Source organism: Micromonospora vinacea (assembly GCF_015751785.1).
Taxonomy (GTDB): Bacteria; Actinomycetota; Actinomycetes; order Mycobacteriales; family Micromonosporaceae; genus Micromonospora; species Micromonospora vinacea.
Genome location: NZ_JADOTY010000001.1, coordinates 5,492,927 through 5,517,425 on the forward strand (window position 1 = coordinate 5,492,927; position 24,499 = coordinate 5,517,425).

The window sequence follows — 24,499 nt, forward strand, 5'->3', positions numbered from 1 at the left end:
ATCTTCTGATCATGGCTCACCCACTGCGCGACCACTCCTTCCGGCTGCTCTTCCTGGGCCGCACCATCTCCGCTCTCGGCGACGCGGTGGTGCCTGCCGCCCTGGCGCTGGCAGTCCTGCGAGCCACCGGTTCGACCAGCGCGCTGGCCGTCGTCCTCGCCGCGGCGGTCGTCCCCCGGCTGGTCCTCCTGCCGTTCGGCGGTGTGGTGGCCGACCGGTTCGACGCCCGCCGGGTCGCCCTCCTGGCCGACCTGGTCCGCTGCGCGACGCAACTCGCGGTCGGCGTGGAACTGCTCGGCGGCGACCCGTCGCTGACCACAGTGGTGGTGGCGTCCGCGCTCGGCGGCACCGCCTCGGCGTTCGCCATTCCGACCGCGTCTCCGCTGGTCGCCGGCACCGTCGAGCCGGCCGACCGGCAGCGGGCCAACGCCCTGATGGGGATCACCGCCAACACCAGCCGCCTCGCCGGGCCGGCGCTGGCCGGCGCGCTGATCTGGGCCGCCGGGCCCGGCTGGGCGTTCATCCTGGACGGCGCGTCGTTCGCGCTCAGCGCCACGCTGCTCGCGCTGGTGCGGGTCCGCCACGTGCCGGTGCCCCGCCGTTCCGTCCTCGCCGACCTGCGGCACGGCTTCGGCGAGGTACGCGCCCGCGACTGGTTCTGGACCAGCCTGCTCGGGCACGGCGTGTGGAACGGCGCCGCCGCCGTGCTGATGACCCTCGGGCCGGCCGTCGCCATCGAGCGCCTGGGCGGCGAGACGACCTGGGTGCTGCTGTTGCAGGCCGGCGCGATCGGGATGCTCACCGGATCACTGCTGGCCGGGCGGGTCCGACTGCACCGGCCGGTGCTGCTGGCCAACCTCGGGCTGGCCTGCTACGCCGCGCCGCTGTTCCTGCTCGCCGTCGCCGCGCCCGCCCCCGCGGTGATCGCCGCCTACGCGGTGGCGCTGACCGCCCTCGGTTACCTCAACCCGGTGTGGGAAACCGTCGTGCAGCACCACTTCCCGCCGGAGGTCCTGGCCCGGGTCACCTCGTACGACTGGCTGGTGTCGCTGGGCGCCATGCCGCTGGGTTACGCGCTGGCGCCGTTGGCCGCCGACGCGTTCGGCGCACCGGTGCCGCTGGCCGTGGCGGGCCTGCTGGTCCTCGCCTCCTGCGCGGGAACCGCGCTCGTGCCCGGCGTACGCCGACTCACCTGGCCGGCGACCCCGCAACCGCAACCGGCCGAACCCACCGTCGTCCGTTGATCCGATCGATCGTCGGTGCGCGACGGCCGACGTCCGGCCCACCCACGACGGAGGCTCCCGGCCGATGCCGGGAGCCTCCGTGCGATGTGGTCGGTCAGCCGGCGTCGCGGGTCATCGCGACGAAGTTACGCCACGACTGCGGGCTGAAGGTCAGCGTGCCGCCGTCGCGGTCCTTCGTGTCACGGACCAGGACCACGCCCGGAAGGTTGTCGGCAACCTCGACACAGTTGCCACCGTTGCCGCCGCTCTTCGTGCTCTTCCGCCACCGCGCACCGGTCATGTCCATGATGCTGCCGCTTCTCTGAGGAGTTCCAACGAACGCCCTCGGGGCAGGGCCTCGCCGCGAATACGTTCCCACCGTCGTTCCAGGCTAACAAGATCCGACGTTTGATCGAGGATCTGCGCCCGTGCCGCGCTGTCGACGTGCGCGACCCGCGACCCGTCCGGCATGTCGGCGATGGTGAACGGTCCGTCGAGCCCCGGGTAGCTGGGCGCGTCCGCCGGGACGATGTGCAGTTGCACGGAGCCCGCCTCGGCGTGCCCGAGCAGGCGCGCCAGTTGCACCGCCATCAACGCCCGGTCGTCACCGACGCGCCGCCTCAGCACCCCCTCGTCCAGCACGGCGATCAGCAACGGGCCGCCGCCCCGGCCGATGATCGCCTGCCGGTTGATCCGCGCCTCGGCGAACTCGGCGACCGCCTCCGGTGTCAGCACCCCGCCGGCCAGGGTCGCCCGGGCGTACGCCTCGGTCTGCAGCAGCCCGGGCACCCACGTCAGCTCGAACGACCGCAGCGTCACGGCTTCGCGTTCGAGGTCGACCCACGGCCGGAACCACACCGGCTCGCGGCGACGGACCACGTCCGGCCACAGCGCGTCGGCGTCCTTCGCCAGCAGCCCTGCCACCGTCGCCCGGTGTCGGCTCTGGGGAATGTGCCCCGGGTTTGCCCACCTGGCGACGGTCTTCGGATGCACACCGAGTTGACCTGCGAGGCTCTCGGCGGTGTGACCCGCAGCGGCCAGCGCCGCGACAAAGGCGTGGTTCATGCCGTCCCTCCCCTGGAACAAAACCGCTGCACCGAGAAGATTAGTTAACGCTGTGTGTTTGTCCAGCAACCCCCGGCAAAGTGCGGTGTAGACGGCGCTGCAACGAGGAGGAGAAGCTGTGCAGAACGAGTTGTTCGTGAGGCGCGACGGCGTGCAGGTCCTGCCCCCCACGTCCACACCGGACCGGCGTCGCGCAATCGTGGCGGTGAGCTGATGCCCGAGCGTCCGAAGCACTCCCCGTTGCGACCGTCGTGGCGCTGCCCGGTCTGCGGCATCCTGTGGCCGTGCTCGGCCGCGAAGCTGCGCCTGCTCGGCGAGTACCGCGGGGATCGGCCGGGCCTGTTGATCCACCTGGCGAAGGTCCAGGAGACAGCCGAGGTCGACCTCGCCAAGCTCAACCCGGACGTCGCGCTGCCCGACCTGACCCCGCGCTTCGTCGGCTGGGCGGAAACCCGCTGACCCAGCGTCAGACCCCCGAGCGGGGCACGGACGGGTCTGTGCGAGGCAGCGCGATGCGAGAGACTGACGGCGTGACGACCCGCCCCGGGATGAGGCCGGCCAGATGAGCCGCCCATTCAGGATTGTCGTCGCCGTGCTCGCCACGGTGGCCGCCGCGCTGCTGTACCTGAGCGTCACCGTCAAGGTCCGCTCGATGGCGGAGCCGATCACCTTCACGCGCACCGCCGTTGACTTCCCGACCCTCGTCGCGAAGGGGTACGTCTTCTTCGCCCCCCTCGACCCCACGACCGCCCCGATGATGGACGCGGTGGCGCCGCTGATCCGTTGGGTCGTGATCCTGCTGATCGGGGTGTCGACGTACCTGGCCTGCGGCCTCGTCACCCGACGGACGCACCCGTTCGTCGCGGCGATGACCGGCGCGGCCGCCGCCCTCACCGCCACGGCGATCGGGGACCTGCTCTGGTGGGCCACCTTCGTGCTCCGTGTCCACACCTCCCCCACCGGCTGGTACGCCAACGAGGCACTGGACCACTCCACGCTTCTCGCCAGCGCGCACCTGACGCTGACCGGCTGGACGTCCGACGCCCTCTTCTTCGGCTGTCTGTTCGCGGGCATGAACGCATCCCTGGTGGGTTGCACCAGCTTGGCGATACTGCTGCTGGACCGGCTGAACAAAGACACCGAAGAAGGTGAAGACGAGGCCCCGGACGCGGTCGACGACGAGGCTCAGGGATCGGTTGACGACATCGAGCCGGCAGCGTGGGTTCCGCTGATCGGCGACGTGCGGGGACGCAGCGCGAACCTTGCCCTGGCCGGTGTCCTTCCGGTGCTGGTGCTCATGCTGGTCAACGGCACCCAGGCGGTCTGGGACAGCTATTCCGAAAGAGGATTCCTGACGTTGCTCAGGGTGTTCCTGTATCGCCCCGCCCTGTCCGCGCCGCCACGCGGACGCGATGACGTGGAGTACCGGCTGACTCACGAGGCCGAGCTGAATCCGCTGTCGATGGACGTGTGGGCGCACAGGTCGGTGCTCGCCGTCGCCCTGCTTCTGGTGTTGTGGCTCCTGCTCTGGGCGCTGCTCTCCGGCCTGCCGAACTCCGGGCATCGCCTCGGGCTCGTGGTCGTCTGCTGGGGTGCCACGATCGCGGCGTCCGCGCTGACCGCGACGTCCGACGTCCTGGCCGACTGTGCGGTTGCGGACTCCCCCACCGGCTGCGCGCCCTGGCAGTCCCTGGGCCTGCAATTGACCTCCGCGCTGCGCTTCGGCGCGGCCTGGGGTTGGCTCGTCGCGCTGCCCGTGCTGCTGGCCCGTCGGCTCCTCGACACCGACACGTCCACCGACACGTCCACTGATTCGCGGGAGACTCCGGTCCATGAGTCCACGTAACAAGCGTCCGCGCCGCCGTAAGGTCGCCGCGCTGACCCCGGTGTCGTCCCCCGCGCCGGCACCTGTCGCCTGGTGGAAACGTCCCGTCACCTGGCTGCTGACGATCGTGGTCGGTGCGGTCGCCACGTGGCTCGGCGCCGTCGTTCTCGGCATGATCAACCAGTGGAAACCGGCGAACGAGCTGGCCGAGGAGTTGGCCGGCCGGGGACCACTCGTCGTCCTCGACCTGAAGCACGTCCCCTACCCGGAGGAGGGCGCGCTCGGCTACGTCTACCCCGCCGGCGCCGACCTGGCGCGCTTGGACGCTGCGCGCCCGTACGCTGGGGGGCCGTACGATCCGACCGTCGAGGCCGGCGCTGTCGACATCGAACGGAGCACCTGGGAGATCACCCTCGTCGGCACCCGGGACGAGGCCGTGGAGGCCGTCGACCTCCGGCCCGTCCTCGTCGAGCCCTGCCGCCCTCCGCTCACCGGGATCCGGGAGCCCAACGACTCCCAGGGCGCTTCCGAGAAGGTCATCCTCGTGACACATGTGGATCGACCGAATCCCCGGATGCTCGTCGAGGACCCGGAGAGCGAGGATGCCGGTGCCCCGTTCTTCGCCACCCACAAGATCACCTTGCCCAGGGGTGAGAAGAACGTCATCCAGGTACGAGCGCTCAGCGCCAAGCAGCACTGCCGATGGCGACTGGAATTGGATTACCTCGCCGACGGACGACGCCAGACGATGGTGATCTCGGCACCCGGCGACAAGCCGTTCGAGGTGACCGGGCGCGCGGACGACGCGGCCCACACCTGGATCTACCTCAATTCGCTGAACGGCTGTCGGGCCAAGGACGGCACCAGGACCGACCGGCTGCGCATCACCGGCGCCGAGTACGCGCAGATGGTGCGCGACGGGCGTACCTGCCCCTACTGATGCTGCCCGCGACCTCCACCGAGGTCCGGGTCACCGACACCAACGGAACGACCACCACCGTCCCGGTCGGCCCCTGACTCCATCAAGGTCGCCAACCGTGCGTGCCGGTGCATGTCGTGCCAGCCGTCGGCGTGACGCACCGACAGGCGGGCCACGCCCTCCTCCGCGAAACCGGCCCGCCCGGCCACCCGGCAGGACGCCGCGTTGCCGGTCGAATGCTCCAGCGCTAGCCGGTGAAACCCGCCCCGGCTGAAGCTCCACCGGGTCAGGGCGAGCAGCGCCTCGGTGGCGATCCCCCGGCTGCGCGCAGTGGGCACCACCCAGTACGACACCTGCGCCGACGCCTCGGTCAGCAGCACGTCGCGCAACCCCACCTGACCGACGGGCCGGTCGTCGGCGTCGACGACCGCCCAACTGGCGGCGCTCTCGTCACGCCAACGGCCGGCCCACTGCGCCGTCCACGACAGTGCCTCGTCGTCGCTGTCGAGGCGACGCACGTGCCATCGCTGGATCACCGGACAGTCGAAGGCGGCCCGAACGGCCGGGGCGTCGTCGTCACGCCACGGCCGCAGCGCCAGCCCGGGGCGTACCGGAAGGTGGGGTTGCTCCTGGGCGGCGAGGCTACCGGCGGGCAGGGCGGGTGCGACGAGCAGCGGCATCCGCCCATTATCGAGCCGACGGCCTTCGGCTGAAGGGACGTCCCGGTCAGGGGTTGATCAGTCTCCAGTCGCCTTCGGAGATGACGTCAACGGTGCCATCGACCACCTTGATGGCGGTTTTGTCGTCGATGGCGTAGGTCGGGACCGGGATCCCGGACGCCCACTTCTGGATGTCGGACAGCCCGGTGTCCTCCATGTCGGGGTGGTTGAGGTGGGGGTACAGCGTGAAATCCACAAGCCCCAGCGCCCGGTCGGCACCCTGCGCCATGTCGCTGCCGTCAGGGACGAATTGGATGTCGAATTCGGCGTCGCAGTTGTACGGGGTGACCGCGATGCTCCCGGCGCTGACCCCCACATAAACCGTGTCACTCAGCGACGGCAGGAGGTCGGCCAGGCCCGACTGGCGCAGCCAGTACGTCAGGTACAGCACATCGCCGCCCCAGACGAGGAGGGCATCGGCCTCCCGGACCGCCGGGACCCAGTTCTCTTCTCGAATGGTCGGCAGCGCGGTGAGTTCCAATATCCCCAGGGATTTCCAACCGAGCTGGGACAACGGGATCGAAGCCCGGCCGTGGACCGCCTTCCACGCCCTCTCGGCTCCGCCGGGAAAGGGGTAGACACCAGTGGGGATGAACAGGGCCGTGGACTCGGCGATCGGCTTGCCCAGCAGCTCGACGAGCGCGTCGGAGATGCTCGGGTTACAGATGCCCGACGACGTGAGAAGGAACTTCATGGAATCCGCTCTCCTGAAGCCACCGCATGACCGCGATCATGTTGCCCCTGAGAACCAGCATGCCGACGCACCATCCGGACCAGCCGCCTCTGCACGCAAATCTTGGACAGTTTCCGTTAGAACGTAACGGAAACTGTCCAAGATTTGGTGGTGCCGCTGCCCGGCGGCCTCACTCGCCGGTCGGGCCGCCGGCGAGTTCGGCGACCACGTCGAGGTGACCCAGGTGCCGGGCGTACTCCTGGACCAGGTGGAACAGGACCCGCTCCAGCGACGCCGGGTCCGCGCCGTTCCAGCGCGGGCCCGGCGCGCCGATCTCGGCCAGGTCGTGTGCCGTCACCACGGCCGTGGTGTGCGCGCCCTGCGCCCGCAGTGCTGCCACCAGATCCGCGCGGGTCTCGTCGGGGCCGACGTACCAGCGGTCGTCTCGCCGGTCGCCCCACGGCTCGGCCACGTCGCGACCCTGAAAGCCCCACTCGATCCAGCGCAGCTCCACGTGGCGCAGGTGGGTGAGCAGCTCCAGCGGGGTCCACCCGGACGGCAGCCGGCTGCGCCGCAGCTCCGGCTCGGCCAGCGCCGACACCTTGGCCACCACTGACTCCCGGAAGTAGTCCAGGTAGCGCAGGAAGACCTCGGTGCGGCTGCCGGCCGGGGTGGTGGGCTCGGGGAACGACGTCATGACCCGGTCGGCAGGTCACGGGCGCGCTGGCGCACACCCGCGCCGCCGTACGGGTAGTCGCCGACGAGCGGGGCGCTCGCCTCGTCCAGCACCCGCATCTGCTCGGCGTCGAGGACCAGGTCGGCGGCGGTCAGGTTGTCGTCGAGCTGCTCGGTGGTACGCGCGCCGAGGATCACGGAGGTGACCGGCGGTCGGGCCGCCAGCCAGGCCAACGACACCGCCGACATGGACACGTCGCGGTCCTCGGCGATCTGGCGGACCGCGTCGAGCACCCGCCAGGTGCGCTCCTCGGCGTTGCGACCCGCGTACGCCTCGACGCCGCGCTGCGGGTTCTCGCCGAGCCGCGTCGCCCCGGTGGGCGTGCTGTCGCGCTGGTACTTGCCGGTCAGCCAACCGCCGCCGAGCGGTGACCACGGCAGGATGCCGATGCCCTCGTTCTCACAGACCGGCACCAACTCGAACTCGATCTCCCGGGCCAGCAGGTTGTACTGCGGTTGCAGGGTCACGATCGGGGTGAGGTTGAGGTGCTGGGTGAGCAGGGCGGCCTTCTGCAACTGCCAGCCGGTGAAGTTGCTGACCCCCGCGCAGCGGATCTTGCCGGCGCTGACCGCGTCGTCGAAGAACCGCAGCGTCTCCGGCAGCGGGGTCAGCGGGTCCCAGGCGTGCGCCTGGTACAGGTCGACGGCCTCGACGCCGAGCCGTCGCAGGCTGGCGTCCAGGGCGCGGGTGAGGTGCACCCGGGACAGGCCGGCGTCGTTCGCCCCCGGGCCCATCGGGAACCGCCCCTTGGTGGCGATCACCAGGCGGTCACGCAGGTCGGGTCGGCTGCGTAGCCAACGCCCGACGATGTCCTCGGAGATGCCGGCGGAGTAGACGTCAGCGGTGTCGATGAAGGTGCCACCGGCCTCGACGAACCGGTCCAGTTGGGCGAAGCTGCCGGCCTCGTCGGTCTCCGCGCCGAAGGTCATCGTGCCCAGACACAGGGTCGACACCACGGTTCCGGTGCTGCCCAGAGTGCGATAGCGCATATCGTCCTTTCGGTCCGAGTGACAAAGCCGATCTTCGCACTCGGTTGGGCCACCTGCACACGGAGGCCGCCGGGCGCCGGCACGGGCACCCGCGAGGCCACCTCGCCGGTCATCATGAGCGGGTGAGCGAGCCCGCGATCGAGATCGACCGGCCTCACCGGCCGGCCCAGTCGCCACGGCCGGGGCGTCCGCCGGAGCCGGGCGCGCGCACGCGCGGCCCGTGGCTGGTGGCCGCCGCCACCACAGTGACGCTGTTGCTCCTCGCCGACCGCTACGGCTATCACCGCGACGAGCTGTACTTCCTGCTCGCCGGCCGACACCTCGACTGGGGCTACGTCGACCAGGGGCCGCTGGTCCCGGCGCTGGCCCGGCTGCTGGACACGATCGCCCCGGGCAACCTGGTGGTGCTGCGTACCCCGTCGGCGGTGGCGGCCGGCGGCGCGGTGCTGCTGGTCGCCGCCATCGCCCGCGAGCTGGGCGCCGGCCGGGGCGCGCAGCTCGTCGCGGCGGTGCTCACCGCGCTGTCCGGCATCGTGCTCGCCAGTGGTCACCTGCTCAGCACCACCACCGTCGACCTGCTGGTCTGGTTGGTCGCGGCGTGGTGTGCGGTGCGGCTGCTGCGCACCGGTGACAGCCGCTGGGCGCTGGGCATCGGGCTGGCTCTCGGTGTGGGCATGCTCAGCAAGCTGCTGCCGGCGTTGCTGGCCGTGGGCCTGGTCGCCGGGGTGCTGATCGCCGGGCCGCGTCGGCTGCTGCGCGACCGGTGGGTGCTGGCCGCCGCCGGGATCACCGTGCTGCTGGCCGCGCCGAACCTGATCTGGCAGGCGGCCCACGGCTTTCCGCAGCTCGGCGTGGCCGCATCCATCTCCGACGGCGACAGCTCCTACAGTGGCCGTCGGGAGGCGTTCACCCTCCACTTCGTCATCATCAGCCCGTACGCCGTACCGATCTGGATCGCCGGCCTCGTCGCGCTGCTGCGCCGGCCGGCGTGGCGGGCCTACCGGGCGGTGGGCTGGGCCTGGCTGGTGGTGGTCGGCATCGTGCTGATCGCCGGCGGCAAGGGTTACTACGACGCGCCGCTGTTGCTGGTCCTCACCGCCGCCGGGGCGCTGGTCACCGTGGCGTGGGCGTCGCGCGGGTCGCTCTGGTGGCGTCGAGGGTTGCTCGCGCTGGGCGTGGTGCCGTTCCTGCTGCCCAACGTCGTGCTGCTGCTGCCGGTGCTGCCGGCCGACCGGTTGCCCGCTTTCGTGGTCGACGTCAACTACGACGCCGGCGAGACGATCGGCTGGCCCGAGTTCGCCGACTCCCTCGCTACCGTCCACAGTGGATTGCCGCCGCAGGAGCGTTCGCGGGCGGTCGTCCTGACCGGCAACTACGGCGAGGCCGGCGCGGTGGCCCGCTACGGGCCGGCCCGTGGTCTGCCCCGGGCGTACTCCGGGCACAACAGCATGGTCGACTTCGGTCGGCCGCCCGCCGACGCGGACGTGGTCATCGCCGTCGGCTGGGAGCGCCCCGACCAGCTGAACACCTGGTTCGAGCAGTGCACGCTCGCCGGGCGGGTGGATCAGCGGGTCGAGGTGGAGAACGACGAGAACGGCGGCCCGATCCACGTGTGCCGGGGGCTGCGGCGTCCGTGGGCGCAGATCTGGGACACCGAGGTACGCCACACCGGCTGACAGTGGTTCAGCCGGCTCCGCTGGTCAGCCAGGCCTGGATGCCGACCAGGGCCTCGGGGCCGGAGGTGGCGTCGACGTCGCGGGCGAGATCGGCGATCGTGACGGCGGCGAGCGCCTGACGCCACGCGTCCTCGGCCGCCCACATCGCGCGGGCGACCGGGCACGGCGTGGTGCAGGCGTCGGCCGGGGTCGCGAACGGGCCGCGCTGGCGGATCTCGGTGCAGACGAAGGTGGGGCCGGGCCCGTCGACGGCCCGGACCACGTCGAGCAGGGTGATGCTCTCCGGTGCGCGGGTCAGCACGTAACCGCCCGACTTGCCCTGCACGGAGTGGATCAGGCCGGCGCGGGCCAGTGACTGGAGCTGCTTGGCGAGGTAGCTGCTGGAGACGTCGTGCAGTTCCGCCAGCTTGGCCGCCGGAACGGGCGTGTTGCTGGCGGTGAGCACCACGCAGCAGTGCAGCGCCCACTCGACCCCGCCGGACATCTTCATGACGTCACCCTAGTCACCCCGTTACTCGGACTCATTGTGTCCGAGTATAGTTCTCGGACAAGAAAGGTCCGAGTATCGGCTGAACCTCAGCGGTCGGACCTGACAGTCACGGGAAGGTGCATGGTTATGAAGATCGCCGTACTGGGCGGGACCGGCCTCATCGGGTCGCAGGTCGTCAAGATCCTGCAGGCCGCGGGTCACGAGGCGGTGCCGCTCTCGCCGTCCACCGGGGTGGACCTGCTCACCGGGCAGGGCCTGGCCGACGGGCTCGCCGGCGCCGAGGTCGTGGTCAACCTGACGAACTCGCCGACCTTCGACGAGGCCTCGCCCGCCTTCTTCCAGACGACCATGGACAACCTGCTGGCCGCCGCCGCCCGCGCGGGCGTCGGCCACGCGGTGATCCTCTCCATCGTCGGCGTCGACCAGGTGCCCGACCTGGACTACTACCGCGCCAAGACCCTCCAGGAGGAGATCCTCACGGCCGGTCCCATTCCGTACTCGATCGTCCGCGCCACCCAGTTCTTCGAGTTCGTCGAGGCGATCCTGTCCTGGACGGCCGACGACACCACCGTCCGACTGCCCAGCACGCCGGTGCAGCCGATGGCCGCCGCCGACGTGGCGCAGGCCGTCGCCGAGGTCACCATGGGCGCGCCGTTGCAGGGCATCCGCAACGTCGCCGGGCCCGACGTCTTCGCGCTCGACGAGCTGGGGCGGATCACCCTCGCCGCAAGCGGTGACCAGCGCACCGTCACCACCGACAACACCGCCGGCATGTTCGCCGCCGTGTCCGGTGATGTCCTCACCGGCTCCGACGACGCCGTCATCGCACCCACCGCCTACCGGGAGTGGCTCGCGCGCCGGGCCTGAGCAGGCACACCCCCGCGTCTCGCGGCGGCGATCGACCGCCGCCGCGACGCGCGGGTACGGCGATACCGTGCTCTCGGCCGTATCCCCGAGTTGCGTCTCTGACCAGGGCGCCAGCCGGCGCAGGGCCGGTTACTGGCGCATCGTGCTGATCCCGGCCCGCCATTCGCTCGCCAGGATCGCGAAGACGAGCTGGTCGGCCCACTCCCCCTGGAACAGGTAACTCTCGACATGGCGGGCCTCCTGGCGCATGCCGAGTCGCGTCATCATCCGGGCCGACGCGGCGTTGCGCGCGTGGCACCGACCGTAGACCCGGTGCAGCCCGACCTCGGCGAACCCCCAGTCCAGCAACGCCGTGGCGGCCTCCGTCGCCAACCCGCGACCGCCGTGGTCGGGGTGGAAGACGAACCCGAGTTCGGCGGTACGGTCCAGTTGGCCGCGCCACACCAACTCCACGATTCCGATCACCCCGGCGTCGGTGACCGCGGCCACCGTCAGGCAGTCACCCTCGGCGCGCCACGCGTCCTCGCCCGCCATGGCGAGCACCGACGCCCGCGACTGTTCACGGGTACGCGGCTCCGCCCCGAGCATCCAGCGCACCACGTCGGGTCGGCGCTGAAACGCGTACACGTCGTCGAGGTCGTCGATCGTGACCGGGCGCAGGACGAGCCGTGCGGTGCGGATCGGGTAGGTCGGCTGGAACATCACGCGATCGTAGAGACCCGCGCGGGGCGCTCCGGTGCCGGCCGATCGGTGTCCTGGCGTCGGGGCAGCAGCAGCGGGCTCGCGAGGATCAGCAGCCCGGCGACCGTGATCGCCGTGCGGGGGCTGGTGGCCTGCGCGAGCAGCCCACCGAGCGCGCTGAGGATGGCGATGGCCGCGCTGCTGCCGATCGACCAGGCCGACAGGGTTCGGACGATGCGGTCCTTCGGAGTCTGTTCCAGGCGGTACGTGGCGAGCACCGGGTTGTACAGGCTCATGCTGATGATGATCGCGAACTCGACGGCGATCACGGTGGCAAGACCGACCACGCCGGGTTGGACGACGGCGAGGCCGATCAGCCAGATCGCGCGCAGCGTGCCCACGGCGCGGATGATCCGGTGTTGGCCGTAGCGCGCCACCACCCGACGGGCCAGACGTGACCCGATGAGACCGCCGACGCAGGGCACGGCGAAGGCGAGGCCGTACTGCCAGGGCGGAAAACCCAACTCACCGAGCAGGAGTACGGCCAGCAGCGGCTCGGTGGCCATGATCAGTCCCGCGACGAGCAACTGGTTGAGGTAGAGCGCCCGCAGGCCGGGGTGGGTGAGCAGGTGCCGCCAGCCGTCGAGCAGCTCACCGGCCCGGACCCGGGCCGCGCCGGTGCGCCGGGGGTGGTCCTCCTCGTGGCCGCGAATGGCCGCGAGGCCCAGCGCCGAGAGCAGGTAGCTGAGCGCGTCGGCCACGATGGTGACGACCGGCCCGAACAGGCCGACCGCGGCGCCGCCCAGCGGTGGCCCGAGCGCGATCGAGCTCCAGGTGGTCGACTCGAACCGCGCGTTCGCCACCAGCAGGTCGTCCGGCCGCACGAGGGCCTTGAGGAAGGCGCCGCTGGCCGCGTTGAAGGCGATCCTGGCGGTGGCGACCACGGCCGAGACGACAAGCAACTGCCCGAAGCTGAGCCGGCCCAGCGCGTACGCGACGGGAATCGTCAGCAGGACCGCGAACCGGGCCAGGTCCATCGCGATCATCACCTGGCGCTTGCGGTGGAACTCCACCCACGGCCCGAGCGGCAACGCGATCAGCGCGCCCACCGCCGGCCCCAGCGCGGCCAACACGGACACCTGAGCGGGGCTGGCCTGCAACACCAGCACGGCGATCAGCGGCAACGCGCCGAAGCCCAGTCCCGAGCCGTAGGCGCTGACCGCGTACGACGCCCACAACCATCCGAACCGCCGACCCAGCGATCGCCTCGCGGACAACCCCACACCTCCCGCTCCCGACAACTCGTCGTTGACCGCCGCGATCAAAGCAAGGTCAGTGACCATGGATCAAACAACCGGTTGAGCGGCGCGGCACAACCAGAGGTTGTGTCGGTAGGGTTCGTCGGGTGAACCTCGACGCCGTCCGCACCTTCGTCGCCGCCCTCCGGGGTTGAACCCCGAACCGACATGGATGATCGGTAACTCGCCGAAGTCCGACATCATCCCGGCCCGTCAGGCCGGCTAGAATGCCGTGTTCATCCCCAACGAGCACACCTGGGCACTCGAGCACGACGAACTCGACCCCAACGACAAGGTCCTGCAGCTACGTACGTTCAACGACCTGCTGGAGCACTTCTGATGACCGAACAGAACGCGAAGGATCGCGCCCCGGCGGTCTCCTGCGTATTTGTCTGCCACGACGGCTCAGGACGAGTGCTGCTCGCCCGGCGCAGCTGCGGCGCCCGCGACGAGCCAGGGACCTGGGACACCGGCGCGGGAGCACTGGAGTTCGGTGAGACCTTTGAAGCCGCCGTCAGCCGGGAGGTCCGGGAGGAGTACTCCACACAGCCGCTCGACATCACCATCCTCGGTGTACGCAATGTGCTGCGCGACGACCCACCCTCGCACTGGGTCGCCGTGACCTTCGCCGTACGAGTCGACCCGACCACGGTCGCTATCGGCGAACCGCACAAGTTCGACGAACTCGGCTGGTTCACCGCCGACGCCCTACCCGAACCGGCGCACTCGCAGTTACTGCCCACGCTGGCCTTGCTTTCCAACGGATGACACGGGCCCAGTCCACGAGTGATGCCCATCGAAACCACCCATCGACTGCAGGACTCGCATAGCGCAAAGCTTGCCTGATGCCGCCGCGTCGCCGGCATCAGACTCCGAGAACACGAGCCTCTCGTCGCATGGGGGACCGCGCCCACGCGTCGCTGCCAGCCACGCACGACGCTTAGACCCGTGCTGGAATGTCGCCGCCGTTTCACACCCCACGCGCGGTGGCCGTTGCCGTCGACTCAGAGATGGCCATAGCCTCCGGCCTGACTGGCGGTCCGGGTGCCGAACATGAGCATGCGTCGTCCGAGCTGACGTGCGGCATCCTCGACGGTGGACGTCAGTCTGGCGGCGTGGCCGTCAGCCTGCCAGCCGAGTCCTTCAGCACTAGTTTCGGCAAGATCGTTGGTCACCAGGCCTGTAAGCCAAGTGGGCATGTCAGGGCAGGTCGGTCACGACCACCTCACCCGGCGTGGCGCCGGCCTGCGCGATGACTGTACCGTCCGGCGCCCAAAACCCGGAGCCACCCGCAGTCAACAGCGGCCCGTCCGGCCCCGCGCCGCAGGACAGCACCACATGCATCCGGTGCGTAATCGCACGCGCGTGCATCCGCGCATCGCGCGGGTCCGTAGGCGAGTTGAGGGTGCTCGCAACGTATGCGTCGGCGCCTGCCGTGACCGTCGCGGCCGCATGCTCGGCAAGCGAGGCGTCCCGGCAGATCGCCAGCCCGAGCCGTCGCCCGTCGAGGTCGAGCACGACGTGCTCGTCGCCCGGAGTAAACCGCTCGTCCTCCGGGGGGTGCAGATGGATCTTCCGATAGGCCACCGTCACGCTCTCGCCGTCGACCAGCAACGTCGCGATGTAGGCGTGGCCATCAGCATCAGCGAGCGGCGCGCCGACCAACGCGACCGCGTCGGCATCAGCGCACGCCGCCACGATCTGTACCAGTCGCGGATCGTCGCAAGTCAACGCTGGCGCGTCGAGGTTGTACCCCGTCAGCGACAACTCCGGGAACACCACCAGCCTCGCCCCTGCCGTACGCACGATCTTCGCATGAGTGGCCACGTTCGCGGCGACGTCGTACGCCACGACCGCAGGCTGAGCCACGGCGATGCGCAAGGCTTCCTCCACAAGCTGGCCGACCGGCAAGATCCAAACTCTAGACCACTTGCGTACGCTCCACCGCAACGAGCAGACGGACCCCAGGGTTGAGGAAGATTCGCACAGGAATTAACGCTAAGGACCAGCTCGGCGCGCTCGGCCTCGTGCTCAACGCCGTGGTGCTCTGGAACACGCGCTACATCGACTTGGCCGTCAAGGTATTGCGTGGGCAGGGCTACCCGGTTCGCGACGAGGACGCCGCCCGGTTGTCGCCACTGGCGTACGCGCATATCAACATGCTGGGCCGCTACACCTTCCCCGCCCCGTCGGCCGAGCAGCGAATCCGCCCGCTGCGCGACCCGGACGCCCAGGACGGCTGATGCGGGCCTGCGGCGAGGCCGCCCGCGACCGGCCCCGCGACCTAGCCGGCGACTGGCGGCTCGGCGCCTGGCTGGCCTACTGGGCGGCGGTGGCCGAGTGCGACGAGTTCGGCGTCACCATCCAGCTCACCCGCAGCAGGCCGACCAACTGCGCGACACCCCGCCAGCGGGTGAGCCGCTGGCTTGGTAGTCCAGGGCAGCAAATGGAACGCGCGGTCGCTGATGTGGTCGGGAGCGTAGAGCGCCGTTGCGATGACGGTCAGGGCGGCCACGGTCAGACCGACGTCCAGGACAGTGATCAGGATCGCCGGGTGGGGCCAGAGCAGCCACACGCCGACGTGCCCTGTTGCTGCGGCCGGACCGTACAGCCGACCGGCGCCAGGGCGGGTGCGAGTTCGCGTCATGGCGGTAGGTTGCAAGAGGCCACCGCCGGTCCGGCACCCGGTTAGGACAAGGTCGGACCGCTGGGCGCGTCTTCGGCCAGATCAAGACGTCGGCCGCTGCACGTAAGGCGTGTCCGAAGGGTTCGGACACGCGGAACGCCATGAGGGCACGGCGGAAGCGGAGCGAAGCAGAGGATGCGAGGGCCGGCGGATTTCGGGGCGGCGTTCACCGCGTTGCTGGAGGCGGCCGGGGCCAATCCCGACAGCGTGGTGCGGGCGCTGAACGGCGCGCTGTCGCGCAACACGCTCTACGACTGGAAGAAGGGCGCGCATCTGCCCAATGACACCCGGTTGCTGCTGCAGGTGGTGCATCTGTGCCTGCGACTCGCCGGAGCCGACACGGATCTACGCGGGGCACCCCGGGATGTCCGGGGGTGGCTCGACCTGCTGGCCGAGGCGAAACAGATCCGCGACAACCAGGCCGCATGGTGCGTGTCCGCCTCTGGCCGGTCCTCGTTGAGGGGTCTGGACGACAGCACCCTGCTGAGTGCTGCGGCTTTCTTAGAAAACCAAGCGAAGTATTTCCTTGGAACATTGGGCAACCTGGTTGTGAGCCGGCGAGCCCGCGCCGATCAACTGCTTGGTCAACTGGCGCAGGCCCAGGACAGTCGTCAGACACCTCGGTGCGTGGCCAGACCCAAGATCCTTCCCGCCGGGGATCTGTCTGTTGCGTACCGGCATGTGGGCCTGCTCAGGGCGCACCGAAAAGCCCTGCTCGGGGTAGGCCGGGTCGATGAGCGTGTGCTCGACTCGATTTCGGCGCTGCGCGGGTTGCTGGAGGAGATTTACGGCGTGCGGATCGTCTTCCTCGGCGAGAAGGTGCTGGCTACCGGCAACGGTGGTCAGACACCGGGCGCCGCCGCGGTCGTAGCCAACCCCGATATCGACTTCGACCCGCGCATCCAGGATCCGATCATCACCACCACCAGAGTCCTGCCGGATCAGGGCAGGACCGTCATCGTGGCGGAAGGGAACCCTCCACAAGCCGTGGCCCCGAGCGGGTCGATTTTCGTTGTCACCGTGGAGGCCAGGGCACCGCGCGCCGTGATCCTGCACGGCGCGCGGGTCGTTGTGCTCTCCCGTCGGCCGCCGCGGCGAGCGTGCATGATCAAGGGTGTTGCGGGCGGACTCGACGTCCGACGCTTCGATGTCGACCTCGACTGTGAGAACCCGCAGATGAGGATGCGGGGCGAACGCGACTTCCCCTTGACCGTCAGCCCTGACGACCCCGAGGAGTTCTGGGTGCAGGCCGTCACGGCGGCGAACGAGATCACCTGGACCGTCGCCGTGGATTGGGTTGTGAACGGGATTGCCGGCACCACAATGGTCAACCACGCCGGCCCTCCGTTCAGCCTGTACCCGGTAGATCTCCTGATCGCTGAACCCGGCAAGCAGTCCCTGCGCACATCATGTGACTACGGCGCGCATGAAGACGGCTGCCCAACGCTCACGCTGAAAAAACTGGGAGGATCGATCGGTGCGTTCTCGTCGGAGCGCGGTCCCGAGTTCACCGGAATCAGCGCTCTTCGTGACATGCTCCGGGGCGGCTGACCGCACCCTGTCATGCACGGGATAACAGCTTATTATCCGGTACATGCGCGGTGAGGTGATCCACGTGGACTGCTGTGGGCACCTCGGCCCGGCTGCGCGACTCGCGCACGTTATCCGGTACATCGCCGGGCCGGTGCGGCAGAAGTCTGGGTCGTGAAGAACGGTGTGACGGTCCGGGTCGCGGTCGACCGGTTCCTCGGCTCGGCCCGGTGCCGCAACCCGAACACCCGCCGCGCCTACACCGGGGTCCTCGACCGGCTCGCCGGGCACCTCGACCCCGGACGGGAACTTGCCGCCACCACAGGGCAGGACATCGCCGACGCCATGGCCGTGCTGACCCGCCGTGACGTGCCACTGCGGGAGAAGACGCTGTGGCGGATGCTGTACGAGACCTGCGCCCGCGCTGGCGAGATCCTCGCCCTCGACATCGCTGACCTGGAACTGGAGGCCCGCCGCGCCAAGGTGGTGTCCAAGGGCGGGGCGGTCGAATACGTGTACTGGGCCTCCGGCACTGCCCACCTGCTACGCGGTCGGACGGCCGGGCCGGTGTTCCTGTCCGAACGCCGCCCCGGCCCGGCCCGCCGCCCGGCGGCGAGGGACCTGCGCCCGGCCACTGGACGGGCCAGGTTGGGCTACGACCGCGCCCGGGTACTCCTGAACCACTAGACCTCACCCGGGCCGGGCCTGCCCGGCTAGGACCTACACCAGCTACGGCACTCTGGCGTCACCCACCTCGGCGAGGCCAACGCCGGCCTGCAACTGATCATGGCCAAGGGTGGGTGGCGTAACCCCCGCACCGCCATGGGCTACGTCAGGCCCGGCGCGTCCGCCGTCGCCGAGGTCACCGAACTACTCGACATCACGCCGCCTCGACGCAGCTGAGCGGACCTACCCGCGTACCACCGCGCGCCAGTGGCGCGCGCCGACGCCTCCGTACGCCCCGGTCGACGGGCGCTGCGCGTCGACGTGCACAGTCGACGGATCGCCCCAGCGGTGCTGCTCCAGGGCTTCCACCGCGCGCATCCCCGCATCGAGCTGGACGTCGTCACCCTCGACGCCGACGTGCACGCGGCAATGGCTGCCGTCGAGGCGGGGACGGTCGACGCCACCTCCCACGCCGTCACCGTCGCCGCATGGCACCTGCCCGCCGCGATCCGAACCACCCGCGTGATCGACGAGCACCACGAGTTGCTCGTCGGCCCCCGCCACGCCCTTGCCAACGCCCGCACCGTCACGCCCGCGCAACTCGCCGAGCACCGCATCTGGGTGCCCGGCATGGCCCGCGGCACCGAGCGGGCCGACTACTACGACGAACTCGCCGCCGCCTTCGGTCTCACCATCGACCTGATCGGGCCGGTCTTCGGCAACGAGGCGCTGCTGGCCGAGATCGCGCAGCTGGCCACTGCGCGCACTGCGCGACTACCTCGACTCCCGGCGAGCACAGGCACCCGACATGGAGGTCTGGCTGCCGCACTGGGGATAGCCGCGCGATGGCTCGGCGTGTTGACACGCGTTCATCCGGCACTACATTTAACGTGTTGGTTAAGTGACTGGAGGCTCTGGTGTCGGGCAGCGATCAACTCAGCGCGGTGTTCTCGGCGCTCGCCGATCCGACTCGACGGGCGATTCTCGCCGAGTTGGCCGACCGCGACGCCACGGTCACCGAGCTCACCGCTCCCCTCCCGATCTCGATGCCGGCGGTGTCGCGGCACCTGAAGGCGCTCGAGCGCGCGGGCCTCATCTCACGTACCCGGTCGGGGAAGTTGCGGATGAGTCGCATCGAGGCCGCCCCACTGCGCGAAGCGGCCGAGTGGATCGAGCGCTACCGGCGGTTCTGGGACACGTCCCTCACCCGCCTCGACGCCCACCTCGCGGCCGTGCAGGCCGCCGGTCGCCCAACGGACCGAACGGCCCACGGCCCGGCGTTGCCCGACAGCGAATCCCCGGGCAAGTCTCACGACAAGGAGAATTGATGGACAGGGACGACCCGCAAATCGTCATCTCACGCGTGGTGGACGCGCCACGGGACCTGGTCTACCGAGCTTTCACCGATCCCGACCACCTGGCGGCATGGTGGGGGCCGATCGGCAACTCGCTGCCCCGCGAGGAGATGGACTTCGACATCCGGCCCGGCGGCCACCAGCGGTGGACCGAACTCTTCCCGACCCAACCCGGCCTTCGAGTCGACGTCCACATCGACCTCACCGACGTCGCCGACGGCGAACTGATCGACGGCGTCGCGCACGTCACCGGGCAGCTGCCGGAGGGCATTGAGCCTCACGAGACAAGGATGCGGGTCGAGTTCCACGACGAGGCCGATGGACGGACGCGACTCGAGATCCGTCAGTGGCTCCCGGAACGGCTGGTTGGCCCTGCTGACCAGGGTTGGAACGAGGCATTCAGCAAGCTGGACGCGGCACTGACGAATGCCCACCCCATCGCAGTCGACGTGGAGGTATAGCGCGCCATGGCCAAGCTAATCTACGTGACGAACGTGTCCCTCGACGGTTACATCGAGGACGAGCACGGCAGATTCGACTGGACCCCACCCGACGACGATTACTTCGCGTTCGTCACCGACCTGGTCCGGCCCATGGGCACCTACCTCTACGGCCGGCGCCTGTACGAGTCGATGGCCGTCTGGGAGACCGAGCCCGCCCTCGCCGCGCGATCGAAGCTCACTGCCGACTTCGCCGACGTCTGGCAAACGGCGGACAAGATCGTCTACTCCACCACGCTGGACACGACCTTGACCGCCAGGACCCGGCTCGATCGGAGCTTCGACCCCGCTTCGGTACGCGCCATCAAAGCCTCGGCCACCAGTGACCTCACCATCGGGGGCGCACACCTCGCGGCGCAGGCATTCCAAGCCGGGCTGATCGACGAGTGCCACCTGCTGATCCATCCCATCCTCACCGGCGGAGGCAAACCCGGGCTGCCCAGCGGCACCCGCCTCGACCTGGAGCTACTGAGCACCCGCCGATTCAGCAACGGGGTGGCCTACCTGCACTACCGCGTCAGCACCTGAGACGGTCATCGGCGTCACCGACCCGGACATGTGTCGGTGACGCCGACCGGGCCACCGAGCGGGCCCGCCGACGTCGTTCGACGAGGCTGAGGGACGTGGGTACGGTGACAGCGTGCTCTCGGTCGTGAAGGGTCTGTCCCGGTACCACACCGAGGAATCGCTACGCGCCCACCTGCTGGAGCGCTCACACCGCACCGAGGACGGCTGCCTGATCGTCGAAGGTTACGGGCGGCGACGCGGGGTGCACCAGAAGGTCGCCGGTCGCGCGTGGGCACACATCGCCGCGTACGTGGTTTTCGTCGGTGGGTACGACCCCGCCCTCGACGTCGACCAGACCTGCGGCGTCGCCGACTGTATCGAGCCGACACATCTGCGCCAGCTCAGCCGGGCCGAGGCCTGCCGCAGCCGGACCCAGCCGGCACAGTGCCGCAACGGTCACGACCGTGAGCTCGACCCGGCGACCGGCCGGTACCGCCGGGTCTGCCGGACCTGCAACCGGGAGGCCCAGCGCCGTTGGCGTGAACGCGAGGCCGCCGAGGTGGCCCAGGCCCGCGCCGCGTACGGCCGCTCGTAATCTCAGCCCTTCTCCTGGCAGCGCACCGTCTGCTCGACTCGGCCGTCGGCGAACTCGACAGTGGTGGCACTCGCGCTCGGTCCAGACCGATCAATCTGATTTGATGTATCTTCGTGGTCATGGGGCCACCGAGTCACACCGCGCCGCCGTTCGTCCGGCTGGCCGCACACCCGCTGCGCTGGCAGATGCTGACCGAACTCGCCCGCAGTGACCTGCGGGTCCGCGAACTGGCCAGTCTGCTGGCCCAGCCGCAGAACCTGGTCTCCTACCACCTACGGCTGCTGCGCGACGGCGGCCTGGTCACCGTCACCCGCAGCAGCTTCGACGGCCGCGACAGCTACTACCACCTCGACCTCGACAGCTGTGCCCACGCGCTGGCGGGCACCGGCACCGCTCTGCACCCCGCCCTGCAGTTGGGCGGCCCTCCACCTGCCCCGCCGGTCCAGCCGCCGCGAACCGTGCTGTTCGTGTGCACGGGCAACAGCGCACGTTCCCCCATCGCCGAAGCCCAGCTCCGACGCCACACCGCCGGTCACGTGCAGGTGACCAGCGCAGGAACCCGCCCCCGAGCGCAGCTACACCCCCATGCCGTGCGGGTGCTGCGCGACCACGCCGGCGTCGACGTCGCGGACCGTCGCCCGCGGCACCTGGACACGCTCACCGGCCACCGCTTCGACTACGTGATCACCCTGTGCGACAAGGCCCGAGAGGTCTGCCCCGACTTCGGAAACCCGGCCGGCCAGCTGCACTGGAGCATCCCCGACCCCGCCGCAGCCGGCACCCGGGACGACTATCCCGCCTTCCTGCAGGTTGCGGCCGACATCGACACCCGCGTGCGGCATCTGCTGCCCGTCCTCGCCACCGAACCCGAGGAGACCACACCATGAGCACAGCCGAGCAGTACGTCAGCGTCCGTTACCTCGTCGACGACGTGCACGCCGCCGTCGACTTCTACACCGCCCACCTCGGTTTTCACCTCAAGACCAGCGCCGCCCCCGCCTTCGCCGACGTGGTCCGCGGCCCGCTACGACTGCTGCTGTCCGGACCCGCCAGCTCCGGCGCCCGCGCCACTCCGGACGACGCCACCAGCCCCGGCCGCAACCGAATCCACCTCATCGTCGACGACCTGGACGCCGAGATCGACCGACTCCGCGACGCCGGCCTGGCGTTCCGCAGCGAACTGGTCTCCGGGCCCGGCGGCCGTCAGATCCTGCTCGCCGACCCCGCCGGTAACCTCATCGAACTTTTCCAACCCGCGGGCGACGCCGCCCCCGCCAACGCCTGAACCCAGCCGCACTTCGCCGCCCCTGGGCCTGCGGGTCGATCACCGGCCGGACGTTCGCCCCGCGTACACCATCCTCGGTCGTTACGCACAAGAACTGTCATTATGGTGCGTGGGCGGTTCGCACCTTTTGTGGCAGGTATTTACTGGATTATTGATAATGACAATGTAGTAATCCGTTGAAGGAGCCGGACTCGAGCGAGAACGGCGCCGAGGTCCCTGCCTCAACTGCGCGCGAGGCCCGCGACCCGCGCGTTCCTCCAACGGGTGGTTCGACGGAAGGCGCTACGGGCGCCCTGCTGACCTGGGAAGCCGTGAGAGCTGGTCGTGCGGGTGCTGCTGCCGGTCAGGACGGCTGGACGTGGTCGAAGAGGGCGAGGGCTTCGGCAGGGTCCGGACTCACGAGGCGTTCCAGACCGGCCATCGTGATTTTCGCCCACCTGCCGGCCCGTTCACACATCCGTTCCTCGAAGGCACAGACGGCGGCGTCCAGATCTTCCGGGTCGGCAGCGATGGACTCCGCGAGCTCGGCACCGTCCAGCATCGCGAGGTTCGCGCCTGCCCCCAACGGTGGCATCAGGTGGGCGGCGTCGCCCAGCAGCGTCACCCCGCGGACGTGGGCCCAGGTGTGGGATTCGGGCAGGACGTAGAAGGGGCGGTGGACGAAAGCGGTGCCGTGACCGACCAGGTCGAGGACGGGAGCGGCCCAGCCGTCGAACAGAGCCAGAAGGCCCGATCGCACTGCCTCGGCGTCGGCCAGGTCCAGGCCCGCGTGCCAGTCCAGCGGCGCGCGGAACTTGGCGTACACCTTGACGTGACCGCCGCTGTTGCGCTGGGCGACGAGAGATCGGTTCGCGCCGTACACGGCCACCGAACCGTCGCCGATCACCTGTGCGAGGTCAGGGTGGCGGGTGTCGATGTCGTCGAGGGAGGTCTCGACCGAGGTGACGCCGGTGTAGTGCGGCGTCACCGACGAGACTGCCGGGCGGACCCGGGACCAGGCACCGTCCGCGCCCACCACGAGATCGAACGTCTCCTGCCGCCCGTCCGCGAAATGAACAAGTACGCCATCCCCGGTCCCCGGCGCCACCTGCACCACCTCTCGCCCCCACTGCACGTCGAGAGGGTCGAGCAGCAGGTCACGGAGTTGCCCGCGGTCGATCTCCGGGTTGGCCCGCTCATCCGGACCAGGCTGCCAGTCCCGCAGGACGGTCCCAGCAGCGTCCAGGATGCGCATGGCCTGCCCCTCGGGACGGGACAGCGCCTGGAACTCTGCCAACAGCCCCGCCTTGTCCAGTGCCAGCTGGCCCATCCCTTCGTGCAGGTCCAGCGTGCCGCCTGGGGGGCGGGAGTCGGGCGCGGGATCGCGTTCAAGGACGGCGACGGGGTAGCCGTGGCGGTGCAGGACACGGGCAAGGGTGAGTCCCCCCGGGCCGCCGCCGACCACAGCGATACGATGTCTCATGGCGATACAGCGTATCGCGCTCTGACGACGCATCGCCACGGTAGGGAGTGACCATGACTGTGTGGGACCGGCCGGAGCCGCCGAATCCCCCCGTGCCGCTCGACCGGGAGCAGGTCATCGCCGCCTCCATCGCGCTGGCCGACGAGGGCGGGCTGGAGGCGGTGTCGTTGCGCAAGGTCGCCGCCCGGCTGAACGCCGGCCCGATGCGGCTGTACGGATACATCTCCACGAAGGACGAGTTGTTCGACCTCATGGCCGACGAGGTCTACGCCGAGATTCTCCCCGGGGAGCGACCCGATGACTGGCGGGAGGCGCTGCGCATCCTCGCCCACCGGACCAGGCAGGCCGCTCTGCGTCACGAATGGCTGGCTGACCTGCTCGGCGGCCGCCCGACCCTGGGCCCCAACGGCTTCGCCGTGACCGAGGCCAAGCTGGCAGCCCTCGACGGCCTCGCCGATATCGACACCGTCCTGCGCGCCGTGGAGACTGTCAGCGCCTACTGCACCGGCGCGATCAGGCGCGAGATCGCGAACCTACGGGCCGAACGCGCCACGGGCCTGTCCAAGCGCGACTGGCAGCGCGCCTCCGGCCCCCACGTGACGAAAATGTTGGCCACGGGCCGCTTCCCGGCGCTGACCAAGGCCCTGCACGACGGCACGGAGGTGGACGCCGAGACGTCCTTCGCGACCGGCCTGGACTGGGTCCTCGACGCCGTGGCCGCCAAACTCACCCGACCGCCGGCGTGACCCACT

At 70.0% G+C, this 24,499-nt stretch carries 28 protein-coding genes and 3 pseudogenes; 19 read left to right on the forward strand and 12 right to left on the reverse strand.

Annotation, left to right across the window (positions count from 1 at the left end):
• Positions 1-11 precede the first annotated feature (11 nt).
• The gene (locus IW249_RS25885) at positions 12-1,244 is read left to right on the forward strand and encodes an MFS transporter (protein ID WP_196923133.1); all 1,233 of its coding nucleotides are present in this window, start codon (positions 12-14) and stop codon (positions 1,242-1,244) included.
• Positions 1,245-1,338: 94 nt separating this feature from the next.
• Here IW249_RS25885 and IW249_RS25890 read toward each other — a convergent pair whose 3' ends face one another.
• A complete protein-coding gene (locus IW249_RS25890) occupies positions 1,339-1,530 on the reverse strand; it encodes a DUF397 domain-containing protein (protein ID WP_196923134.1) in 192 nt (63 codons plus the stop codon).
• Positions 1,521-2,288 (reverse strand): DUF5753 domain-containing protein, encoded by a 768-nt coding sequence (locus IW249_RS25895; RefSeq protein WP_196923135.1) that lies wholly within the window; start codon positions 2,286-2,288, stop codon positions 1,521-1,523. Before IW249_RS25895 ends, IW249_RS25890 begins: the two co-directional genes overlap by 10 nt.
• A gap of 213 nt (positions 2,289-2,501) precedes the next feature.
• Between IW249_RS25895 and IW249_RS25900 the strand changes: the two genes are divergently transcribed.
• From IW249_RS25900 to IW249_RS25910, 3 genes are all read left to right on the forward strand, one after another.
• Positions 2,502-2,747 carry a flavin reductase gene (locus IW249_RS25900; RefSeq protein ID WP_196923136.1) on the forward strand — a complete coding sequence of 82 codons (246 nt, stop codon included), beginning with the start codon at positions 2,502-2,504 and terminating at the stop codon, positions 2,745-2,747.
• A 103-nt stretch (positions 2,748-2,850) separates the two neighbouring features.
• Complete coding sequence (locus IW249_RS25905; protein WP_196923137.1) at positions 2,851-4,134, forward strand: hypothetical protein; 1,284 nt, start codon at positions 2,851-2,853, stop codon at positions 4,132-4,134.
• Positions 4,121-5,053, forward strand: coding sequence for a hypothetical protein (locus IW249_RS25910; protein ID WP_196923138.1), 933 nt, complete (start codon positions 4,121-4,123; stop codon positions 5,051-5,053). Before IW249_RS25905 ends, IW249_RS25910 begins: the two co-directional genes overlap by 14 nt.
• On the opposite strand, the gene IW249_RS25915 is transcribed toward IW249_RS25910, so the two are convergent.
• The 4 genes from IW249_RS25915 to IW249_RS25930 all read right to left on the reverse strand — a co-directional run bounded on the left by IW249_RS25915 (position 5,047) and on the right by IW249_RS25930 (position 8,149).
• On the reverse strand, positions 5,047-5,712 hold the full coding sequence (locus IW249_RS25915; RefSeq protein ID WP_196923139.1) for a GNAT family N-acetyltransferase: 666 nt from the start codon (positions 5,710-5,712) through the stop codon (positions 5,047-5,049). The two genes, IW249_RS25910 and IW249_RS25915, sit on opposite strands and share 7 nt — an antisense overlap.
• Positions 5,713-5,758: 46 nt before the next feature.
• Positions 5,759-6,445 carry a Type 1 glutamine amidotransferase-like domain-containing protein gene (locus IW249_RS25920; protein WP_196923140.1) on the reverse strand — a complete coding sequence of 229 codons (687 nt, stop codon included), beginning with the start codon at positions 6,443-6,445 and terminating at the stop codon, positions 5,759-5,761.
• A gap of 169 nt (positions 6,446-6,614) precedes the next feature.
• A complete protein-coding gene (locus IW249_RS25925) occupies positions 6,615-7,121 on the reverse strand; it encodes a DinB family protein (RefSeq protein ID WP_196923141.1) in 507 nt (168 codons plus the stop codon).
• A complete protein-coding gene (locus tag IW249_RS25930) occupies positions 7,118-8,149 on the reverse strand; it encodes an aldo/keto reductase (protein WP_196923142.1) in 1,032 nt (343 codons plus the stop codon). Before IW249_RS25930 ends, IW249_RS25925 begins: the two co-directional genes overlap by 4 nt.
• A 122-nt stretch (positions 8,150-8,271) precedes the next feature.
• Between IW249_RS25930 and IW249_RS25935 the strand changes: the two genes are divergently transcribed.
• Complete coding sequence (locus IW249_RS25935; protein ID WP_196923143.1) at positions 8,272-9,825, forward strand: ArnT family glycosyltransferase; 1,554 nt, start codon at positions 8,272-8,274, stop codon at positions 9,823-9,825.
• Positions 9,826-9,832: 7 nt separating this feature from the next.
• Here the strand turns inward: IW249_RS25935 and IW249_RS25940 are convergent, their stop codons facing one another.
• Positions 9,833-10,315, reverse strand: a complete 483-nt coding sequence (locus IW249_RS25940; RefSeq protein WP_196923144.1) for an RrF2 family transcriptional regulator — start codon at positions 10,313-10,315, stop codon at positions 9,833-9,835.
• 126 nt (positions 10,316-10,441) lie between these two features.
• Here IW249_RS25940 and IW249_RS25945 point away from each other — a divergent pair, with 126 nt between their 5' ends.
• Positions 10,442-11,182, forward strand: coding sequence for an SDR family oxidoreductase (locus IW249_RS25945; protein ID WP_196923145.1), 741 nt, complete (start codon positions 10,442-10,444; stop codon positions 11,180-11,182).
• 129 nt (positions 11,183-11,311) lie between these two features.
• Here IW249_RS25945 and IW249_RS25950 read toward each other — a convergent pair whose 3' ends face one another.
• Together IW249_RS25950 and IW249_RS25955 are read right to left on the reverse strand one after the other, a co-directional pair.
• The gene (locus IW249_RS25950) at positions 11,312-11,884 is read right to left on the reverse strand and encodes a GNAT family N-acetyltransferase (protein WP_196923146.1); all 573 of its coding nucleotides are present in this window, start codon (positions 11,882-11,884) and stop codon (positions 11,312-11,314) included.
• A complete protein-coding gene (locus tag IW249_RS25955; protein ID WP_231392653.1) occupies positions 11,884-13,140 on the reverse strand; it encodes an MFS transporter in 1,257 nt (418 codons plus the stop codon). The genes IW249_RS25950 and IW249_RS25955 overlap by 1 nt, the downstream gene beginning before the upstream one ends.
• Positions 13,141-13,318: 178 nt before the next feature.
• Between IW249_RS25955 and IW249_RS25960 the strand changes: the two are divergent.
• A pseudogene (locus IW249_RS25960) lies at positions 13,319-13,501 on the forward strand (HAD family hydrolase); the annotation flags it as partial.
• Positions 13,501-13,929 (forward strand): NUDIX domain-containing protein, encoded by a 429-nt coding sequence (locus tag IW249_RS25965; RefSeq protein WP_196923148.1) that lies wholly within the window; start codon positions 13,501-13,503, stop codon positions 13,927-13,929. The pseudogene IW249_RS25960 and the gene IW249_RS25965, both read left to right, overlap by 1 nt.
• Positions 13,930-14,165: 236 nt before the next feature.
• Here IW249_RS25965 and IW249_RS25970 read toward each other — a convergent pair whose 3' ends face one another.
• Positions 14,166-14,336 (reverse strand): hypothetical protein, encoded by a 171-nt coding sequence (locus tag IW249_RS25970; RefSeq protein ID WP_196923149.1) that lies wholly within the window; start codon positions 14,334-14,336, stop codon positions 14,166-14,168.
• A gap of 25 nt (positions 14,337-14,361) precedes the next feature.
• Entirely contained in the window at positions 14,362-15,054 is a 693-nt protein-coding gene (locus tag IW249_RS25975; protein ID WP_196924962.1) for a carbon-nitrogen hydrolase family protein, read from the reverse strand.
• Between the two features lie 107 nt (positions 15,055-15,161).
• Here IW249_RS25975 and IW249_RS25980 point away from each other — a divergent pair.
• The 10 genes and pseudogenes from IW249_RS25980 to IW249_RS26025 form a co-directional block, all read left to right on the forward strand.
• Positions 15,162-15,404, forward strand: a pseudogene (locus IW249_RS25980) (Tn3 family transposase); the annotation flags it as partial.
• A 578-nt stretch (positions 15,405-15,982) separates the two neighbouring features.
• The gene (locus IW249_RS25985) at positions 15,983-17,398 is read left to right on the forward strand and encodes a hypothetical protein (protein ID WP_196923151.1); all 1,416 of its coding nucleotides are present in this window, start codon (positions 15,983-15,985) and stop codon (positions 17,396-17,398) included.
• Positions 17,399-17,551: 153 nt separating this feature from the next.
• A complete protein-coding gene (locus tag IW249_RS25990) occupies positions 17,552-18,064 on the forward strand; it encodes a tyrosine-type recombinase/integrase (RefSeq protein WP_196923152.1) in 513 nt (170 codons plus the stop codon).
• Between the two features lie 327 nt (positions 18,065-18,391).
• Positions 18,392-18,661: pseudogene (locus tag IW249_RS35260) on the forward strand (LysR substrate-binding domain-containing protein); the annotation flags it as partial.
• Positions 18,662-18,960: 299 nt separating this feature from the next.
• Positions 18,961-19,371 (forward strand): ArsR/SmtB family transcription factor, encoded by a 411-nt coding sequence (locus tag IW249_RS26000; protein WP_196923153.1) that lies wholly within the window; start codon positions 18,961-18,963, stop codon positions 19,369-19,371.
• On the forward strand, positions 19,371-19,859 hold the full coding sequence (locus tag IW249_RS26005; protein WP_196923154.1) for an SRPBCC domain-containing protein: 489 nt from the start codon (positions 19,371-19,373) through the stop codon (positions 19,857-19,859). The genes IW249_RS26000 and IW249_RS26005 overlap by 1 nt, the downstream gene beginning before the upstream one ends.
• A 6-nt stretch (positions 19,860-19,865) precedes the next feature.
• Entirely contained in the window at positions 19,866-20,426 is a 561-nt protein-coding gene (locus tag IW249_RS26010; RefSeq protein WP_196923155.1) for a dihydrofolate reductase family protein, read from the forward strand.
• Positions 20,427-20,538: 112 nt separating this feature from the next.
• Entirely contained in the window at positions 20,539-21,000 is a 462-nt protein-coding gene (locus tag IW249_RS26015) for an HNH endonuclease (protein WP_196923156.1), read from the forward strand.
• A gap of 119 nt (positions 21,001-21,119) precedes the next feature.
• Positions 21,120-21,887: an arsenate reductase/protein-tyrosine-phosphatase family protein gene (locus IW249_RS26020; protein ID WP_196923157.1), complete on the forward strand. Its 768-nt coding sequence runs from the start codon at positions 21,120-21,122 to the stop codon at positions 21,885-21,887.
• On the forward strand, positions 21,884-22,285 hold the full coding sequence (locus IW249_RS26025) for a VOC family protein (protein WP_196923158.1): 402 nt from the start codon (positions 21,884-21,886) through the stop codon (positions 22,283-22,285). The genes IW249_RS26020 and IW249_RS26025 overlap by 4 nt, the downstream gene beginning before the upstream one ends.
• A gap of 343 nt (positions 22,286-22,628) precedes the next feature.
• On the opposite strand, the gene IW249_RS26030 is transcribed toward IW249_RS26025, so the two are convergent.
• On the reverse strand, positions 22,629-23,747 hold the full coding sequence (locus tag IW249_RS26030; protein ID WP_196923159.1) for an FAD-dependent oxidoreductase: 1,119 nt from the start codon (positions 23,745-23,747) through the stop codon (positions 22,629-22,631).
• Positions 23,748-23,800: 53 nt separating this feature from the next.
• Here IW249_RS26030 and IW249_RS26035 point away from each other — a divergent pair, with 53 nt between their 5' ends.
• On the forward strand, positions 23,801-24,493 hold the full coding sequence (locus IW249_RS26035; protein WP_196923160.1) for a TetR/AcrR family transcriptional regulator: 693 nt from the start codon (positions 23,801-23,803) through the stop codon (positions 24,491-24,493).
• The last annotated feature ends 6 nt before the right edge of the window (positions 24,494-24,499 follow it).

Bases quoted from the DNA above. Each gene is read 5' to 3' on its own strand.
- IW249_RS26025 (WP_196923158.1), top strand. From the start codon at position 21,884: ATGAGCACAGCCGAGCAGTACGTCAGCGTCCGTTACCTCGTCGACGAC.
- IW249_RS25900 (WP_196923136.1), top strand. From the start codon at position 2,502: ATGCCCGAGCGTCCGAAGCACTCCCCGTTGCGACCGTCGTGGCGCTGC.
- IW249_RS25910 (WP_196923138.1), top strand. From the start codon at position 4,121: ATGAGTCCACGTAACAAGCGTCCGCGCCGCCGTAAGGTCGCCGCGCTG.
- IW249_RS26010 (WP_196923155.1), top strand. From the start codon at position 19,866: ATGGCCAAGCTAATCTACGTGACGAACGTGTCCCTCGACGGTTACATC.
- IW249_RS25930 (WP_196923142.1), bottom strand. From the start codon at position 8,149: ATGCGCTATCGCACTCTGGGCAGCACCGGAACCGTGGTGTCGACCCTG.
- IW249_RS25965 (WP_196923148.1), top strand. From the start codon at position 13,501: ATGACCGAACAGAACGCGAAGGATCGCGCCCCGGCGGTCTCCTGCGTA.
- IW249_RS25885 (WP_196923133.1), top strand. From the start codon at position 12: ATGGCTCACCCACTGCGCGACCACTCCTTCCGGCTGCTCTTCCTGGGC.
- IW249_RS25925 (WP_196923141.1), bottom strand. From the start codon at position 7,121: ATGACGTCGTTCCCCGAGCCCACCACCCCGGCCGGCAGCCGCACCGAG.
- IW249_RS25945 (WP_196923145.1), top strand. From the start codon at position 10,442: ATGAAGATCGCCGTACTGGGCGGGACCGGCCTCATCGGGTCGCAGGTC.
- IW249_RS25905 (WP_196923137.1), top strand. From the start codon at position 2,851: ATGAGCCGCCCATTCAGGATTGTCGTCGCCGTGCTCGCCACGGTGGCC.
- IW249_RS25985 (WP_196923151.1), top strand. From the start codon at position 15,983: ATGCGAGGGCCGGCGGATTTCGGGGCGGCGTTCACCGCGTTGCTGGAG.
- IW249_RS26030 (WP_196923159.1), bottom strand. From the start codon at position 23,747: ATGAGACATCGTATCGCTGTGGTCGGCGGCGGCCCGGGGGGACTCACC.
- IW249_RS26035 (WP_196923160.1), top strand. From the start codon at position 23,801: ATGACTGTGTGGGACCGGCCGGAGCCGCCGAATCCCCCCGTGCCGCTC.
- IW249_RS25920 (WP_196923140.1), bottom strand. From the start codon at position 6,445: ATGAAGTTCCTTCTCACGTCGTCGGGCATCTGTAACCCGAGCATCTCC.
- IW249_RS25890 (WP_196923134.1), bottom strand. From the start codon at position 1,530: ATGGACATGACCGGTGCGCGGTGGCGGAAGAGCACGAAGAGCGGCGGC.
- IW249_RS26020 (WP_196923157.1), top strand. From the start codon at position 21,120: ATGGGGCCACCGAGTCACACCGCGCCGCCGTTCGTCCGGCTGGCCGCA.
- IW249_RS25940 (WP_196923144.1), bottom strand. From the start codon at position 10,315: ATGAAGATGTCCGGCGGGGTCGAGTGGGCGCTGCACTGCTGCGTGGTG.
- IW249_RS25915 (WP_196923139.1), bottom strand. From the start codon at position 5,712: ATGCCGCTGCTCGTCGCACCCGCCCTGCCCGCCGGTAGCCTCGCCGCC.
- IW249_RS25895 (WP_196923135.1), bottom strand. From the start codon at position 2,288: ATGAACCACGCCTTTGTCGCGGCGCTGGCCGCTGCGGGTCACACCGCC.
- IW249_RS25950 (WP_196923146.1), bottom strand. From the start codon at position 11,884: ATGTTCCAGCCGACCTACCCGATCCGCACCGCACGGCTCGTCCTGCGC.
- IW249_RS26005 (WP_196923154.1), top strand. From the start codon at position 19,371: ATGGACAGGGACGACCCGCAAATCGTCATCTCACGCGTGGTGGACGCG.